This is a genomic window from Streptomyces lydicus (genome assembly GCF_004125265.1).
Lineage (GTDB): Bacteria > Actinomycetota > Actinomycetes > Streptomycetales > Streptomycetaceae > Streptomyces > Streptomyces lydicus_C.
In genome coordinates this window covers 3,488,345-3,504,120 of sequence record NZ_RDTE01000003.1, presented here as the reverse complement: position 1 = coordinate 3,504,120, position 15,776 = coordinate 3,488,345, and the positions used below count along the sequence as shown (strand labels likewise).

12 protein-coding genes and 1 pseudogene are annotated in these 15,776 nt (G+C 72.0%); 9 read left to right on the top strand and 4 right to left on the bottom strand.

Features of this window, described 5'->3' with window-relative positions; all coding sequences use genetic code 11:
* Positions 1-108 precede the first annotated feature (108 nt).
* A complete protein-coding gene (gene guaA, locus D9V36_RS17630) occupies positions 109-1,695 on the top strand; it encodes a glutamine-hydrolyzing GMP synthase (RefSeq protein ID WP_129294629.1) in 1,587 nt (528 codons plus the stop codon).
* 269 nt (positions 1,696-1,964) lie between these two features.
* Positions 1,965-2,756, top strand: a pseudogene (locus D9V36_RS17625) (class II aldolase/adducin family protein); the annotation flags it as partial.
* 161 nt (positions 2,757-2,917) lie between these two features.
* On the opposite strand, the gene D9V36_RS17620 reads toward D9V36_RS17625, so the two are convergent.
* Together D9V36_RS17620 and D9V36_RS17615 are read right to left on the bottom strand one after the other, a co-directional pair.
* A complete protein-coding gene (locus D9V36_RS17620; protein ID WP_206739683.1) occupies positions 2,918-3,499 on the bottom strand; it encodes a lytic polysaccharide monooxygenase auxiliary activity family 9 protein in 582 nt (193 codons plus the stop codon).
* Between the two features lie 208 nt (positions 3,500-3,707).
* Positions 3,708-4,463, bottom strand: coding sequence for a DUF4239 domain-containing protein (locus tag D9V36_RS17615; RefSeq protein WP_129294626.1), 756 nt, complete (start codon positions 4,461-4,463; stop codon positions 3,708-3,710).
* On the opposite strand from D9V36_RS17615, the gene D9V36_RS40950 reads away from it, so the two are divergent.
* The 3 genes from D9V36_RS40950 to D9V36_RS17600 all read left to right on the top strand — a co-directional run bounded on the left by D9V36_RS40950 (position 4,462) and on the right by D9V36_RS17600 (position 7,809).
* Complete coding sequence (locus D9V36_RS40950) at positions 4,462-4,620, top strand: hypothetical protein (RefSeq protein ID WP_164992969.1); 159 nt, start codon at positions 4,462-4,464, stop codon at positions 4,618-4,620. The genes D9V36_RS17615 and D9V36_RS40950 overlap by 2 nt on opposite strands.
* A 1,090-nt stretch (positions 4,621-5,710) precedes the next feature.
* Positions 5,711-6,988, top strand: a complete 1,278-nt coding sequence (locus D9V36_RS17605; RefSeq protein ID WP_129294624.1) for a hypothetical protein — start codon at positions 5,711-5,713, stop codon at positions 6,986-6,988.
* Positions 6,989-7,263: 275 nt separating this feature from the next.
* Positions 7,264-7,809: a TQO small subunit DoxD gene (locus D9V36_RS17600; protein WP_129294623.1), complete on the top strand. Its 546-nt coding sequence runs from the start codon at positions 7,264-7,266 to the stop codon at positions 7,807-7,809.
* Positions 7,810-8,048: 239 nt separating this feature from the next.
* On the opposite strand, the gene D9V36_RS17595 is transcribed toward D9V36_RS17600, so the two are convergent.
* Both D9V36_RS17595 and D9V36_RS17590 read right to left on the bottom strand, forming a co-directional pair.
* Positions 8,049-8,276 carry a hypothetical protein gene (locus tag D9V36_RS17595; protein ID WP_129294622.1) on the bottom strand — a complete coding sequence of 76 codons (228 nt, stop codon included), beginning with the start codon at positions 8,274-8,276 and terminating at the stop codon, positions 8,049-8,051.
* Positions 8,273-9,841, bottom strand: coding sequence for a PspC domain-containing protein (locus D9V36_RS17590; RefSeq protein WP_129294621.1), 1,569 nt, complete (start codon positions 9,839-9,841; stop codon positions 8,273-8,275). Before D9V36_RS17590 ends, D9V36_RS17595 begins: the two co-directional genes overlap by 4 nt.
* Positions 9,842-10,173: 332 nt before the next feature.
* On the opposite strand from D9V36_RS17590, the gene D9V36_RS17585 reads away from it, so the two are divergent.
* From D9V36_RS17585 to D9V36_RS17570, 4 genes are all read left to right on the top strand, one after another.
* Positions 10,174-12,009, top strand: coding sequence for a serine/threonine-protein kinase (locus D9V36_RS17585; protein WP_241721323.1), 1,836 nt, complete (start codon positions 10,174-10,176; stop codon positions 12,007-12,009).
* Between the two features lie 122 nt (positions 12,010-12,131).
* Positions 12,132-13,433: an ATP-binding protein gene (locus D9V36_RS17580; RefSeq protein ID WP_129294620.1), complete on the top strand. Its 1,302-nt coding sequence runs from the start codon at positions 12,132-12,134 to the stop codon at positions 13,431-13,433.
* Positions 13,434-13,593: 160 nt separating this feature from the next.
* Positions 13,594-14,319 (top strand): LuxR C-terminal-related transcriptional regulator, encoded by a 726-nt coding sequence (locus D9V36_RS17575; RefSeq protein WP_129294619.1) that lies wholly within the window; start codon positions 13,594-13,596, stop codon positions 14,317-14,319.
* A 215-nt stretch (positions 14,320-14,534) separates the two neighbouring features.
* On the top strand, positions 14,535-15,659 hold the full coding sequence (locus D9V36_RS17570) for an alpha/beta hydrolase (protein WP_129294618.1): 1,125 nt from the start codon (positions 14,535-14,537) through the stop codon (positions 15,657-15,659).
* Positions 15,660-15,776: the final 117 nt, after the last annotated feature.

Genomic DNA, 15,776 nt, shown 5'->3' with positions numbered 1-15,776 from the left:
GGTGCCATAGGTAAAGACGAAGGTCAGCTGCTTGGACATGGGGCCAAGTATGAGCCCGTTAGAATCGAAAGTCCAACCCCTGCTCCACACCGCCGGAAGGCCGCCGAAGTGCCATCAGCGCCCCCTGCCGCTGCCCCGGACGTCGTCCTCGTAGTCGACTTCGGCGCACAGTACGCCCAGCTCATCGCCCGCCGGGTCCGTGAGGCCCGGGTCTACAGCGAGATCGTGCCGTCCACCATGCCGGTGGCGGAGATGCTTGCGAAGAACCCGAAGGCGATCATCCTCTCCGGCGGTCCCTCGTCGGTCTACGCCGACGGCGCCCCCAGCCTGGACCGCTCGCTGTTCGAGGCCGGTGTCCCGGTCTTCGGCATGTGCTACGGCTTCCAGCTCATGGCGATCGCCCTCGGCGGCACCGTCGACAACACCGGCGCCCGGGAGTACGGCCGCACCCCGCTGACCGTCTCCCGCCCCGGATCCACCCTCTTCGAGGGCACCCCCACCGAGCAGTCGGTGTGGATGTCCCACGGCGACGCCTGCTCGGCCGCGCCCGAGGGCTTCACGGTCACCGCGTCCACGGACGTGGTGCCGGTCGCCGCCTTCGAGAACGACGAGAAGAAGCTCTACGGCGTCCAGTACCACCCCGAGGTCATGCACTCCACGCACGGCCAGCAGGTCCTGGAGCACTTCCTCTACCGCGGTGCGGGCATCGAGCCGAGCTGGACCACCACCAGCGTGGTCGAGGAGCAGGTCGCCGCGATCCGCGCCCAGGTCGGCACCAAGCGCGCCATCTGCGCGCTGTCCGGCGGCGTGGACTCCTCGGTGGCCGCGGCCATCGTGCAGAAGGCCATCGGCGACCAGCTGACCTGCGTCTACGTCGACCACGGCCTGCAGCGCAAGGGCGAGTCGGAGCAGGTCGAGAAGGACTTCGTGGCCGCCACCGGCGTCCAGCTGAAGGTCGTCGACGCCGAGGAGCGCTTCCTGACCGCGCTGGCCGGGGTCAGCGACCCCGAGCAGAAGCGGAAGATCATCGGGCGCGAGTTCATCCGCGTCTTCGAGCAGGCCCAGGTCGAGCTGGTCGCCGAGGCCGGCGCCGAGGGCGAGGAAGTCGCCTTCCTGGTCCAGGGCACGCTCTACCCGGACATCGTCGAGTCCGGCGGCGGCACGGGCACCGCCAACATCAAGTCGCACCACAACGTCGGCGGGCTCCCCGACGACATCGAGTTCCAGCTCGTCGAGCCGCTGCGCCAGCTGTTCAAGGACGAGGTCCGGATGGTCGGCTCGGAGCTCGGCCTGCCGGACGAGATCGTCCACCGCCAGCCGTTCCCCGGCCCCGGCCTGGGCATCCGCATCGTCGGCGAGGTCACCAAGGAGCGCCTGGACCTGCTGCGCGAGGCCGACGCCATCGCCCGCGAGGAGCTGACCGCGGCCGGTCTGGACCGCGAGATCTGGCAGTGCCCGGTGGTCCTGCTCGCCGACGTCCGCTCGGTCGGCGTCCAGGGCGACGGCCGGACGTACGGCCACCCGATCGTGCTGCGCCCGGTGTCCTCCGAGGACGCGATGACCGCGGACTGGACGCGGATGCCGTACGACGTGCTGGCGCGGATCTCGACCCGCATCACCAACGAGGTCGCCGAGGTCAACCGGGTCGTCCTCGACGTCACCAGCAAGCCCCCGGGCACCATCGAGTGGGAGTGACCCCACCCGTCGGACCGGGGTGATCCCACCGGCCGTATGACGACGCCGCCGCTCAGCCTGTGCTGGGCGGCGGCGTTGTCGTTGGGTGGGGTGGGCGGCGCTGGGGAGTCTTCGGCCGTCCAAGGGCCGCCCTCGGTCGGCTTCGGGGGAGTGAGTGCCCGGGTGCCGCCGTCCCCCGTACATTCCCGCCGGTCACGCCCCTGGTTACCTGTCGTAGTGGAAGGTAGCTTCCGCATCGAGCATCAAGTGCCGTACGTGCCAGGAGGAGAGCCGCGATGCCCGAGCCGACCCCGATACCCACCGACCAGCTGCAGTTCGCGATGCCGCCGACGCACCAGACCGTCGAGGACGAACGGCGCCACCGCCAGGAACGCCTGGTCGTGGCGCTGCGCCTGTTCGGGCACTACGGCTTCGAGGAGGGCGTCGCGGGCCATATCACCGTGCGCGACCCGGAGTTCCCCCACTGTTTCTGGGTCAATCCGTTCGGCATGTCCTTCCGGCACCTCACGGTCAGCGATCTGCTGCTGGTGAACGAGGAGGGGAAGGTCGTCCAGGGCCGCCATCACGTCAACCAGGCGGCGTTCGCCATCCACGCCCAGGTCCACCGGGCCCGGCCCGACGTCGTCGCGGCCGCTCACAGCCACTCCACGTACGGCCGGGCACTGTCCGCGCTGGGGGAGCTGCTGGACCCGATCACCCAGGACGTCTGTGCGTTCTACGAGGACCATGCGCTCTTCGACGACTACACGGGCGTGGTGGTGGACGAGGCGGAAGGCCGGCGGATCGCGGCCGCCCTCGGGCCGCACAAGGCGGTGATCCTGCGCAACCACGGCCTGCTGACGGTCGGCGACTCGGTGGACGCGGCGGCGTGGTGGTTCGTCACGATGGAACGCTCCTGCCAGGTCCAGCTAACCGCCAAGGCCGCCGGCAAACCGGTCCTGATCGACCACCACAACGCCGTCCGCACCCGCGAACAGCTGGGGAACGACCTGGTGGCCTGGATCAACTACCAGCCGCTGTACCAGCAGATCGTCCGCAGCGAGCCGGATCTCTTCGGCTAGGGCGGGTCCGGTGGCGGGGGTGGGGTTGGGGGTGGGGCGAGTTCGGTGGTGGTCCGGCGACGGGCCCGGTGGCTTCCGGGTTCGCCGCCCGGCCGGTGGCAGCGCCCCGTCGCCGGTGAAGGTGACGGGGCGCCGGTGCCGGGCTCGGAGCGTGCGGTGAGCTATCCGATGTTGAGGTCGATGACCTGGTAGAAGGCATTGCCGGTGTCGGCGACCTCCCACACCGACAGCAGCACGTGGTACCCCTTGCGGTCACCGGGCAGCGTGACGTGGTGGATCGTCGGGTCCTCGGGGAGGAGGTCGTCGGCGCTCCAGTACGGCTGGCCGCTGTTCTGGTACGTGGCGATCGGCTCCAGGTCGAACTGTGCCCGCGTCAGGCGCGCCCCCGGGTCCCAGCCGCTCTTGGTGAGGAAGTAGTTCCAGCGGCGGGTCTTGTGAGGGGCGTGGTAGCTCCAGGTGATCTCCAGCGGCCGGCCGGCGGCCGCCTGGTGCTTGTGCCAGTCCTGCTGCGAGTCGGGCTCGTCGAGCTTGGCGGCGAAGTCCTTCCCCGCGCTGGCGATCCGGCCGTCCTGGGGCGGCTCGAAGTTGGGGACGTCGTCCGGCGCGTACGGGTCGGTGAGGCCGGCTTCTGCCGCGGGGAAGAACTTGCCGGCCTCCAGGCCGGCGGCCTGCCAGTCCGCGAGGTGAAGCTGAGCCCTGGACTTGGGCTGGGTCACTGCTCCGTGTCGGGCTTCTCGTTCCACAGATCTCTCCTTGAGGACTTGACGACGCGAAGGTCGACACATCGACCATGTGTGCGCACTGTATCCATGTGGTTACGGATTGTGTCTGTGGGTGTGTGCGTGTCCACGCGAACCACCGGACGGCCCACCCGGGCCCTTCCTGCCGGATGGGTGAGCCGGCCGGGCCCTGCCGGACACGGGCGGCCGTCCCGCAGGGCCCGGCGCCGTCTCAGGGGTGCGGGAACAGATCGAAGAACGGTGCGGCGGCGGCCAGGCCCCGGCTGAAGGGCGAGTCGAAGTCCCAGACGAGGAACAGCAGGAAGGCGATCAACGCGCTGAAGAGCCCGGCCATCAGCAACTCCCGCCCCGAGCGCCGGATCTGCAGGGTGAACATGACGCCGATCGAAATGGCGCCGCCGATGATCAGCCCGAACCACACCACGCCCGGCAGCGTCGAACCGGCCGCGTCCGCACGGGCCGAGCGGGCACCGTCGGCCACCGCGACCTGGTCGACGAGGGGCTGGTAGGACTGCCCCTCGAAGTCGTTGCGCGGGTGGTAGTCGCTGACGTCCGCCCGGACCTTCGTCAGCAGTGCGGTGCCGCGGTCGGTCAGTTCGCCCTTCTCGGCCATGACCGGCCATTCCTTGTGTACGACGTAGGACACATAGGTGCCGACGTCCGAGCGGATACGGTCCCGGACCGGCGCGGGGTAGGCCCGGGCCCGCGCGCTGACCTCGTGCAGCGCCTGCGCCTCGGTCCGTACGGTGTCCTCGGCCGCGCTCCTGGACTCCCAGACCCCGGCGATGGCCAGGCCCAGCACGATCGCGTACACCACCCCCACCATCATCGTCAGATACTCGATCACATCGGGCGTTTCGGTCGGGTCGTCGTCCTCACTGATCCGGCGCTCCTTGAGGACGGTGATGGTCAGGACGACGCCACAGGCGGCGACCATGGCGAGGGTCAGCACCAGCCATTGCGACATGGAGACCTCCTACGAGGAACGGCGCCCGGCGGAACCGGACGAGGAGCTCGAACGGGGACGGAGGGCGGCTCCGGCCAGTACGGCCGGGGCGGTGATCAGCAGGGTCGTGGTCACCACGGAGCGCCCGGCGCGCGGCTTGTGGGACACCGGCGCATAGCTGCGGGGCAGGACGGGGCGAGGTGACGGCGGGCGGCTGACGACCGGCTTGGGCTTGGGGGCGGGCTTGTGCTCGGGCTCGGGTGGCGGGGCCGCGGGGCGGGCGCGGGGACTGGGGGGCGGCGGTGGCGGGGGCGGCGGCGGTGGTGTCGGCCGGGGCCTGGGTGCGGGCGGAGGCGGGGGCGTGGGCTTCGGGCTCGGTGGACGGGGCGCCGGCTTGTGGGAGGCCGGTGGCGGGGGCTTGGTCGCGGTGCAGGGGAAGTGCCAGTGGCGGGGCATGGGGAAGCCGGTCGGTACGTCCACGGGGGGCGCGGTGCCGGCATAGGCGCAGTTGTCGCCGGTGGGCCCGCGGTGGTAGCGGGCATGGGCCATGGCCGTAGGCGCGTTGGCGAGCAGCGTGGCGGCACCGGTCAGGGCCAGGAAGGCGGCGGCCAGGAGCGCGGCTCCCAGGCGCCGGAGGCCGCCGCGGAGTTCGGCGCGTTCGCTGCGTTTGCTGCGATGGTCGCGCTTCCTGCGTTCCCTGCCTTCCCTGTGCTCTCCGCCTTCGCTGCGTTCGCTGTGTTCGGTGCGTTCGGTGCGTTTGTCGAGTCTGTGAGGTGCGTGAGGTGTGTGGGGTGCGTTCGGTTCCGTCGGGTTGTCCCGGGCGGGTGGTCTGTCTCTGTCCAGGTCAACGCCGCGAAGTGGTCCATGGGGTCGGTGTATTTGGCACACGGCGAGAGCTTGCGCAGCGCGTGGACCGCTCAGCCGTCGCAGTGCCCCGGTTCGCCCGAATAGGGGACGCGCCGGGGGTGCGTGGTCGGCCGCCGGTCAGGTGTGCGGATGGGCGGAAGGGCGGTGGGGCGGTGTAAGGGGAGAGGGGGCGAAGGGGGGCGAGTCTGCTGCCGCCGGTACGGATCTCACCGGGGCGCATGTGACGGTGCGGGGCCGTCTCATCTCGTACGTCAACGCGCCGATGCGCCTGCCACCCGTCACCAACTGGACGTTTGATATCCGCCCTGGCCGCCTGGGGCACAATTCGCCTCTGGAGACAACAAGTTGGCGGCGAGCGGCGGCGGGCGGTAACGGACGTGTCGGTTGAGGCGGCGGGCAGGATGGCCGGAACGGGCGAGCCGGGGGACGGCGCGGAGCGGGCCACCGGTGGCGAGTGCCAGTGCGGGCGGTGCCCGCACGGCGCCCGTACGGGGCACCGGCAGGCGGTCGCCGCGTTCATCGCGCTGCGCGAGGACTTCGCCGCCGGGCACGGGGTGCCGGCCGGGCTCGCCCGCTCCGCCGGCGCCGCCCGGCAGTGGGTCTCCGACGAACTGACGCTGTCCGCACGTGAGGTGGCCAAGCGCGGCGCCGCCGAAGGGGCCGCCTGGCTGGCCTCCGTACGGTGGCGCACCCTGCTCGTCGTCTGGGGCGCGGTGACCGCGCTGCTGCTCGGGCAGGCGCTGACCGCCATCGGCGGTGGCTGGACGGCATCCCGTACGGCGGGGCTGCTCGCGGCCGTCGTCCTCGCGCTGGGGCTGACGGCGGCGGCCTGGTGGCACCGTGCGCACGGCGGGGCGCTGGCGCCGCTGATCGGCGAGGACGGGCGGCTGTCCACCTCGCGGACGGTGGCGGCGGGCTGGGCGGTCGCGGTGCTCTACGCCGTGCTGACGACGGCCGTGCAGCCGGCGGCGGCCGCCGGGCCGGGGGAGCGGCGAGTGCAGCTCCAGGGCCTGGAACTCGCGTGGTCCGGTGCCCTGTTGGCGACCCTGGCCATCGGGTGCGGGGTGGCCGTGCTGGCGTACGGGCTGGTGGCCGCGCGGGTGCGGTCGGGGCGGTTGCAGAAGGTCCCCGCCCAGCGGCCGCGGGCCGCCGACCTGCTGGCCGACGACGCGGGCCGGGGCAGCCTCCTGGATGTGCAGTACGTCCTGGTGAATGCGGCCGTGCTGGTGTGCGCCCTGGTGCGGCTGGCCGGGCAGCCGGGGCAGCTGCCGCAGCTTCCCTGGGGGCTGGTGGTGCTCCTCGCCCTCTCCGGGGCGACCTATCTGTGGGGGAAGGCGGTGGCGGGCGGGCGCCCGGTGATCCTCTCCGTCGTCCGCTCCCGTGAGCTGGGCGATCTTGCCGCACCGGTCCGTACCGGCGACGACATCGAGATCCGCGGCGCCGGCTTCGTTCCGCCGGGTGCCGGCACCCCCGACCGGCTCGCCCGGACCGTCGTGCGGATCGGCGATGTCCACGTTCCGGTTCCCCTGGTTCCGGTGGCCGGCGGCTTCGCCAATCCGACGGACGGGGTGTTGACCGTCCCGGTGCCGGTCGATGTCGAGCCGGGCCGGGTGACGGTCCGGGTGATCACGGCGGCGGGCGTGGAGTCGAACGGCTACCCGGTCGACGTGCTGGACTGAGGAGGCCCACGGCGTGGCGGGTGAGGCCGGGGTGCGGGGCGGGTGAGGCCAGGGCGCCAGGGTGTCGCGGGTCCGGGGGTGCGAAACTGCCTCCGGGGTGGCCGGGGCGGTGCGGCATCGCCCGGGGCCGCCGTTGCGTGATGATTTTGTGTGCCGCGGCCGCCCGAAGTGCATCGGTCCGTTGAACCTCTCGCGTACGTGCGTACGTATCTCCCCAGGAGGCGCGGGCGGGGGCACAATCGTCTGCGCCCGGAGGCAACGGAGAGGCGGACGTCATGGTTCACGCGAATCGCACGATCGGTGCCGAGCTGGGGGGAGTGGCCGTTGAGGGCTCCGGCGCCGGGTTGCGGGGGCGGCTGGCGCGCCATGCGCTGCTGCCGTTGCGGCTGTTTCTGGGGGCGACCTTCCTCTACGCGGGCATCGACAAGCTGCTGGATCATGCGTTCCTGGCGGCCAGTGGCGCGGGGTCGATCGGTGAAACGCTGCGCCAGGTCCATGACGCGGCGGCGCTGCCGCAGCTCGTGGACCTCGCGCAGCAGAATCCGGTGGGCTTCGGCTATGCCATCGCGGCGGGCGAACTCGCGGTGGGCCTCGGGACCCTCGTGGGCCTGCTGGGGCGGCTGGCGGCGCTGGGCGGTGCGCTGATTTCGCTGTCCCTGTGGCTCACCGTGAGCTGGGCGACCACTCCGTACTACTACGGCAACGACCTCGCCTATCTGATGGCCTGGGTCCCGCTCGTACTGGCCGGCACCCCGAGGTTCTCCCTGGACTCGGCCTGGGCGCACCGCCGCAAGCGGCACGGGACGCAGTTGTTCGGCTAGCGGGACGCGGTGTCCGGTCAGGGCGGGGGTTATCTGGTCGGGGCAAGGGTGCCGGCCGGGAGGTGGTTGTCCGGTGGAGGTGCCGTTGATCGGCCAGGACATCGTTGTCCGGCCGAGAAGCCACTGTCCGGTCGGGACGCCGTTGCCCGGCTGGAGAGTTGACGGCACCTGGTAGCGCGCCGCCTGGGCGGGGCGTTCGTTCCAGGGCGGCGCAGGGGCGGCAGGGGGCGTCACGGCGGTCAGGTGGGTGGCAGGGGTGGCGGGGCGGTGTGCGGGGTGTTGCGGCGGGTCGTGGCCCGGACGACCGCGGTGATGCCGGAGAGGATCAGGCCGGCGGGCAGTGCGAGGAAGAGCCAGTGGCCGGGGGCCTGCCAGAGGCCGAGGGCGTCGAGTCCGTAGCCCGAGCCGATGGCGAGGGCGGTGAGGCCCGCGATCAGTCGAGCCGGTTCGAAGCGATGACGTTTCACTCGGGGGCTCCCTCGGGGGTGGGGGCGGTCGGCGGTGCGGGGAGTGGGCGTGCGGAGGCCGGTGAGGTGTGCGCCGACGCTGCCGAAGGGGTGGGCTCCGACGGCGCGGGGGCCGACGGAGAGGGGGCGCCCGGTGAGGATGCCGACGGGGTGGGCTCCGACGGGGGAGAGGCCGGTGTCGTGCGCTCGATGGCGACCTGGCCCGCGCCGAGTTCGAGGTCGAGATCCAGCGAGCCGCGCGGCTTCTCGCCCTTCTTGAGGCCGTCGGCGGGCAGTGTGAGGGTCCGCTGCTCACCTCCCGGCGAGACGTTCATGTGGTGCGGCGATTCACCGGGCAACTGGATGCCGCCGACGCCGAGGGAGATGTGGAGGCGGGTGGTGACCCCTTGCGGCAGCGTCACCTGGAGGCGGCCGAAGCCCACCCGCGCGCTGGTGTGGACCGTACGGCCGTCCTTGAAGGGAAGGGCACCGAGGTCCAGCCTCCCTTCCCCCGTACCGACCTCGTAGTGCGGCCGGACGGAGGCGAGGGTGGCGGGGGTCCAGGTGCGCTTCTGCCAGTCGGCGGTGAGGTTGTCGGGCAGCGCCGTCGCGGCCGCCAGCAGCACGGTCGTGCACACCACCATGAAGACCGTGCCGCCGCCCGTCCGCCCGCACCAGGCGCTGAGGACGAGTCCCAGGCCGAAGACGACCAACGCAGCTGCCAGCCCTGCCTGGAGGGCTGGCGCCAAGCCGTCCTGGCGGGAGACGGCATGGGCCGTGGCCCCTCCGGCGAGCAGCGCGAGCAGGAACGTCCAGCCGCCGATCGGCCGTCCGCTGGGGCGAGTCCGGCGCGGGACGGGGGCGGGCGGCGCGCCGTACGGCGCCGGGCCGGGCGGACTGCCGGCGCCGGGCCGGGGGCGGGGTCGGTCAGCAGCCGTCGCACCCGCGCCGTGCTCGGGGCGGTAGGTGATGTCCAGCGGGAGCGGGGTGTTATCGGGCCCCCACAGATAGCCCGGGCCGCCCGCCTCCCGGGAGCGCTGGTTGCGCCACCAGGACGGACTGGTCGGCACCGGGGGCGCCGTGGTCTCGGGCGGGGCATCGGCGACGGCCTGGGCGGTGGCGGCGTCCACCGACTCCGGTCCCTTGGTCTCCATCTCCCGGCGCCGTCGGGACCAATAGGCGGAACCCGCCGCCGCCAGCGTCAGCATGATGGCGAACGACAGCATGCTGCCCTTGGCGAGGGTCGTCAGGAACAGTCCGCAGCCCACCAGCGCGAAGAGCAGGGCCGTCAGCGCGGAGCCCTCGACCCGGCCGGACAGCAGCCTGCGGCCCTCGTTCTCGTCCTCCCCGTCGAGGGGGATGAGCAGCCAGGCGAAGCCGTAGACGATGAGGCCGAGACCACCGACGGAGAGCACGGCGAGCACGATCCGGAAGATCACCGGGTCGAGATCCCACTGGCGGCCCAGCCCGCCGCACACCCCGCCGATCACCTTGTACCGCCGGCTGCGGCGCAGCGGGGCCTGCGGCGGCGTGGGGCCGACGGGGGCGGAGGGCGCCGACTCGTCGACGGAGGCTGCATCGTTCATGGACCCATGGTGACAAGCGCGGCGCGCTCCGGGCATCAGTGGAAACCCTGGCAGATCCCTGAGATCCCCCGAGGGCCTCCCCGGTATGCCCCTGGGGGGTCCCGAAACCACTCGTGCACTCGCATATGACCCTCCGCTTCGGCATCGAGCCGGAACACGTGTGCGGACGGGCGGTGGGCGGAGCGCTTTCCGTCGGCATGGGCGACTATCGTTGCCCCTTGAATACGTACGGGTTTCCGGAGGGGCGTGCGGTGACGGAGGCGGCGTCGGTGGACGAGGGGCGACTGGTCGCCGGGCGGTATCGCCTGGTTGAGCGGATAGGCCAGGGCGGTATGGGCACCGTCTGGCGGGCCCGCGATGAGGTCCTTGGCCGTCAGGTCGCGGTCAAGCGTCTGCACGTGGCGCCGTATCTCGAAGCGGACGAACTGGCGATGCGCTATGAGCGCACCACCCGCGAGGCGCAGGCCGCCGCGCGCATCAACCACCCCAATGTGGTGGGGGTGCACGACGTCGTGGACGACGCCGGAATGCCGTGCATCGTCATGGAGTACGTCCCCTCGACGACCCTCGGCGACGTCATCAAGGAAGCCGCGCGGCAGGACAGTTCGCTCACGCCGCGGGAGGCCGCCCGTATCGGACGCGGCATGGTGGCGGCGCTGCGGGCCGCACACTCCGCCGGTGTGCTGCACCGTGACGTCAAGCCGGGCAACGTGCTGCTCGGTGAGGACGGCCGGGTCGTGCTCACCGACTTCGGTATCGCGGTCGCCAGTGGTACGTCCACGCTCACCAAGACGGGCGAGCTGGTGGGCTCCATCGACTACTTGGCGCCCGAGCGGGTCAGGAGCGGCAGCCCGGGGCCCGCCTCCGACCTGTGGGCGCTGGGTGCGACGCTCTATCAGGCGGTCGAGGGACGGCCCCCGTTCCGTAAGGACACCGCGGTCGAGACGGCGTACGCGATCGCCATGGATCCGCTCGAGGCGCCGCGCAGCGCCGGGTCGCTGAGCCCGCTGATCGAGGCGCTGCTCGCCAAGGAGCCGTCCGACCGCCCGACGGCCGAGGTCGTGGAGCAGGCGCTGCGGGCCGTCGAGGCCGAGGCGGAGACGGCGCTGCACGGCTGGTCGACGCTGGCGCTGGGCACGGTCGGACGCGGTGCGGCACAACCGGCCGCGTCCGGCGAGCAGTCGGAGGCTCCGACCCGTCAGGTGCCGCACGCGGGCGCAACGGGAGACACCTCGGACCGCACCGGCACCGGGACGGGTACCGGCACCGGGACGGGCAGCGGTACCGGGACGGGCGTCGGCACCGCGGTGGGCGCGGGCACGGCCACGGGCATGCGCTCGGACACGGGCTCGGGTAGGGACACGGGCTCGCACACCGGCACGGGCTCGGCTACCGCCGGCACGGCAACGTCGGGTACGGACCTCGGCGCCGGCCCTGTGACCGGCCCCATGGCGCTCCCGGACGGGATCGGCGGCGTACGGGCCGACGGGGACCGTACGGACGTACTGTCCGGCGGCAAGGCCTCCCGTAAGCGGCGTACCGCCCGGGCCGTGGTCTGGAGCGTCGTCGGGGTGCTGCTCGCCGGGGGCGGTGCGGGCACGGCCTGGTACCTGATGCACCCTGACGACTCCGGTACGACCCAAAGTGCCTCCGACAAGGGTGCACCGGCTGTGCCCAAGGCCCCGGACAACAGCATCGGACCGCCGCCGCCCCTCCCCGACGGCTACGGGCAGCAAAAGGAGTCCGCGCTCGGTGTGAGCTTCCCGTTGCCCGAAGGGTGGACGCGCGAACCCCAGGACGGTGGCCGGCAGATCGTCTACTCCTCGAAGGCCGAGCGCGCCCAGCTGACCGTGAGCGTGCTGGACTTCTCCTCGCCCGATCAGGTGGAGCACTTCAAGGCCGTCGAGGCCTTCTTCAAGAAGAAGTACCCCGTCTACACCCAGCTGCGGATGCAGCCCACCACCTTCCAGGGCGATCCCGCCGCGATCTGGGAGTGCACCTTCGGAGGCCGGGCCCGCACCTTCCGGGCGATCGACCTCGGGTTCGGTCGCGAGGGCGGCAAGGAATACGCGATCTACGTCTCCGCGCCGCAAGCGAACTGGACCAAGTTCGAGAGGGTGTTCTCGGTGGTGAAGGACGGCTTCCGCCGGACCGACCCGAAGGCCTGAGCCGAGGAGCCGAGCCGGCGGGCGGAGCAAGGGGCGGGAGCGGCGAGGGGGAGAAACGTCAGGGACGGGTTCAGGGTCGACCCTGATGCCACGGGCCCCGACGCCGTGTGACGATCGGGGGCATGACCACCGCTCCGCCCCGCGCCGAGACGAGTTACGCCCCGGCGCCGGACCCCGACGAACCGCCCGTGCGCAAGCTGTACCGCAGCGCCGACGGCCGGCTGCTCGGTGGTGTCGCGCGCGGTCTGGCGGGCCATCTCGGGCTGCCGGTCTCCTGGGTGCGGATCGTGTTCGTGGCCCTGTTCCTGGCCGACGGCATGGGCGCCGTGCTCTATGCCGCGTTCTGGTTCTTCGTCCCGCTGGGCGTCGGCGGTGTGGACCGCCGGCACCCCGCCTCGGCGGCCGGCGGGAAACGGGCGCTGCGGCGGCACAAACCCGACAAGGGCCAAGTCTTCGCGCTGATCGCGCTGCTCGTCGGCAGCGCCGTCGTCGCCTCCAGATTCCAGCTGGGCCAGGCCAAGGACTATGTCTGGCCGGTGCTGCTGATCGGCGCCGGTGTCGCCCTGGTGTGGCGCCAGGCGGACAACTCCCGCCGCGCGCAATGGCTCGAGCTCGGCCGCCGCAAGGGCGTGCTGCCGGTGCTGCGCGGCGCGGCCGGTGTGCTGCTGGTCGGCGTCGGGGTGACCGGCATCGTCGTGCTGCAGGGCTCGGTGCGCCATCTCGGCTCGGTGCTGCAGGCCTCGCTGGCCGTCGTCGTCGGCATCGCGCTGCTGGCGGGGCCCTATCTCGTGCGGATCACCCAGGACCTCTCCGAGGAGCGGTTGATGCGCATCCGGGCCCAGGAACGGGCTGAAGTGGCCGCCCATGTCCACGACTCCGTCCTGCACACCCTCACGCTGATCCAGCGCAACGCCGAGGAACCCCGCGAGGTGGCGCGGCTGGCCCGCGCCCAGGAGCGGGAGTTGCGCGCGTGGCTCTACAAACCCGAGGGCCGCGGCAAGGAGGAGGACGAGGAACCGGCCACCCTGGCGGAGGCGGTCCGCGCCTCCGCCGCCGAGGTGGAGGACGACCACGGCGTCCCCATCGAAGTCGTGATCGTCGGCGACTGCCCGCTGGACGACATGCTCGGCGCCCAGATACAGGCCGCACGCGAGGCGATGGTCAACGCCGCCAAGTACGGTGGCGAGGGCGGTGCGGTGCAGGTGTTCGCCGAGGTCGAGGGCCGTACGGTCTTCGTCTCGGTGCGCGACCGCGGACCCGGATTCGACCTGGACGCGGTCCCCGGGGACCGGATGGGCGTACGCGAGTCCATCATCGGCCGTATGGAGCGCAACGGCGGTACGGCCCGGCTGCGTTCCGCCCCCGAGGGCGGCACGGTCGTCGAGCTGGAGATGGAGCGCCCGGCGACGGAGGGCAGCACATGACAGCAGGGCGAGCGGCAGCCGGTGGTGGCAGACGACCGGCCGGGCGAGCGGCAGCCGGTGGCGGCACATGACCGGGCCGGATGAACGGCGGCCGGTGGCGGCACCGGGGGACGGAGCACGGGATGATGGCGGGGCAGACATCGAGGGACGGGCGGAAGAGATGAGCAACGAGGACGCACAGCAGGTCGAGGCCGGCGGCGGGGCCGGCGGCGGGGCGGCCGAGGGCCGGACCGTACGGGTCGTACTGGTCGACGACCACCGGATGTTCCGTACGGGCGTCCAGGCCGAGATCGGCGAGACCGGGCGCACCGGCGTCGAGGTGGTCGGCGAGGCCGCCGACGTCGACCAGGCGGTCACGGTCATCACCGCCACCCGCCCCGAGGTCGTCCTGCTGGACGTCCATCTCCCCGGGGGCGGCGGTGTCGAGGTGCTGCGGCGTAGTGCCGCGATGATGGCCGACGCCGAGCGCCCGGTCCGCTTCCTCGCGCTCTCCGTCTCCGACGCGGCCGAGGACGTCATCGGCGTCATCCGGGGCGGCGCCCGCGGCTATGTCACCAAGAACATCACCGGCACGGACCTGGTCAACGCGGTCTTCCGGGTCTCCGACGGCGATGCGGTGTTCTCCCCGCGGCTGGCCGGCTTCGTCCTGGACGCCTTCGCCTCCACGGACGCCCCACCGGTCGACGAGGACCTGGACCGGCTCACCCAGCGCGAGCGCGAGGTCCTGCGGCTGATCGCCCGCGGCTATGCGTACAAGGAGATCGCCAAGCAGCTCTTCATCTCCGTGAAGACCGTGGAATCCCATGTCTCCGCGGTGCTGCGCAAGCTCCAGCTCTCCAACCGCCATGAGCTGACCCGCTGGGCGGCGGCCCGGCGGCTGGTCTGACCTGCACCACCGCCGCGCGCCCGGAAACGGGCCGCCGGCGGGCGGGGTCGTAAAGAGGCAGGAGCGTAAAGAGGCGGTGTCGTAAAGAACGGCCAAAGAAGGGCAACCAGGACCACGCGGATCACCATCTAAGGGCGAGGAGAGGCTCACTGCCGAAGGCGGGGCCGGAACCATCCCCACGTCCTTCGCGTAGTTGTCCTGGAAGCGAGATCCCGATGAGCCTGACGGGCACGCCCTTCTTCCTCACCTCGATCCTGCTGTTGATCGTCGCCTTTGTGCTGCCGTTCGCCCTGTGGGGCCGAATAGCGGGACCGCCCCTGCTGCGCAGCCTCGCCCGGCTGCTGATGTTGCTGTTCGCCCAGGTCACGGCCATCACCGTGGTCTTCGTCATGGTCAACAACGCCAACAACCTCTACGACACCTGGGGCGATCTGCTCGGCACCGGCAGCCATATCGAGGAGGCCCAGAACCTCGGCCCCGACGGCATGGGCGGCCGACAGATCAAGAACGAGCCCAAGCAGCTCCAGCGGTTCCGCCCCGCCGACGACCCCAAGGTGGGCCCGGGCGTGCAGATGACCGACCTCAGGGGCCGGATCTCGGGCGTGCAGGGCGAGGTGTACGTATGGCTGCCGCCGCAGTACAACGACCCGGCGTACCGGAACAGGAAGTTCCCCGTGGTCGAGCTGCTGCCCGGCTACCCGGGCTCGGCCAAGACCTGGCTGGGCTCCCTGCGGGTGGCCGACCAGGTCCGGCCGTTGATGCAGAACGGCCAGGTCAAGCCGTACATCCTGGTGTCACCGCGGACCGACGTCTTCCCCGGCGCGGACACCGGCTGCGTCAACATCCCCGGGAAGGTCAACGCCGACAGCTGGCTGACCGTCGATGTCCGCAAGATGATCGTGGACAACTTCCGGGCCGGCGAAACAGCGGACTCCTGGGCCCTGGCCGGCTACTCGGCGGGCGCGCACTGCGCCGCAAAACTCGCCCTGTCCCACCCGGACCGCTACCGCGCCGCGGTCGCCATGTCCGGCTACAACGACCCGGCGCTCGAACGTGACTCGCTGGCAGGCAAGGACCCCAAGCTGCGCATCGAGTCCAACCCGATGCACATCCTGAAGTCCGCCAACGCCGCGGGCAGGCCGCCGCGTACGGCCCTGTACGTGTCGGGCGCGGCGGGCGACGGCTACCAAGCGGGCCTCGGTCTGCGGCAGTTCGCGAGCTTCCCGACGACGGTGGACGTCCACCGGATCGCGTCGGACGCCGGCGGCCACACCATGAAGGTGTGGGAGCACCAGGTGCCGCAGATCTTCCGCTGGCTGGGGATGCAGCTCAGGGGGTGAGCGCGCGGCGCGCCCGGCCGAGCGAGCGGCGAGACAGGCGGAACCGTGAAGACCGGCCCTACGGCGACAGGCCGGCCCTACGGCGACAGGCCGGTCCTACGGGGCGACAGACCGGCC

What these genes read in the sequence shown, in the direction of transcription:
- D9V36_RS17600 (WP_129294623.1), top strand. Translation starts at nt 7,264, where the DNA reads ATGGTTCACGCGAATCGCACGATCGGTGCCGAGCTGGGGGGAGTGGCC.
- D9V36_RS17570 (WP_129294618.1), top strand. Translation starts at nt 14,535, where the DNA reads ATGAGCCTGACGGGCACGCCCTTCTTCCTCACCTCGATCCTGCTGTTG.
- D9V36_RS17615 (WP_129294626.1), bottom strand. Translation starts at nt 4,463, where the DNA reads ATGTCGCAATGGCTGGTGCTGACCCTCGCCATGGTCGCCGCCTGTGGC.
- D9V36_RS17605 (WP_129294624.1), top strand. Translation starts at nt 5,711, where the DNA reads ATGGCCGGAACGGGCGAGCCGGGGGACGGCGCGGAGCGGGCCACCGGT.
- D9V36_RS17585 (WP_241721323.1), top strand. Translation starts at nt 10,174, where the DNA reads ATGGGCACCGTCTGGCGGGCCCGCGATGAGGTCCTTGGCCGTCAGGTC.
- D9V36_RS17590 (WP_129294621.1), bottom strand. Translation starts at nt 9,841, where the DNA reads ATGAACGATGCAGCCTCCGTCGACGAGTCGGCGCCCTCCGCCCCCGTC.
- D9V36_RS40950 (WP_164992969.1), top strand. Translation starts at nt 4,462, where the DNA reads ATGGAGACCTCCTACGAGGAACGGCGCCCGGCGGAACCGGACGAGGAG.
- D9V36_RS17580 (WP_129294620.1), top strand. Translation starts at nt 12,132, where the DNA reads ATGACCACCGCTCCGCCCCGCGCCGAGACGAGTTACGCCCCGGCGCCG.
- D9V36_RS17575 (WP_129294619.1), top strand. Translation starts at nt 13,594, where the DNA reads ATGAGCAACGAGGACGCACAGCAGGTCGAGGCCGGCGGCGGGGCCGGC.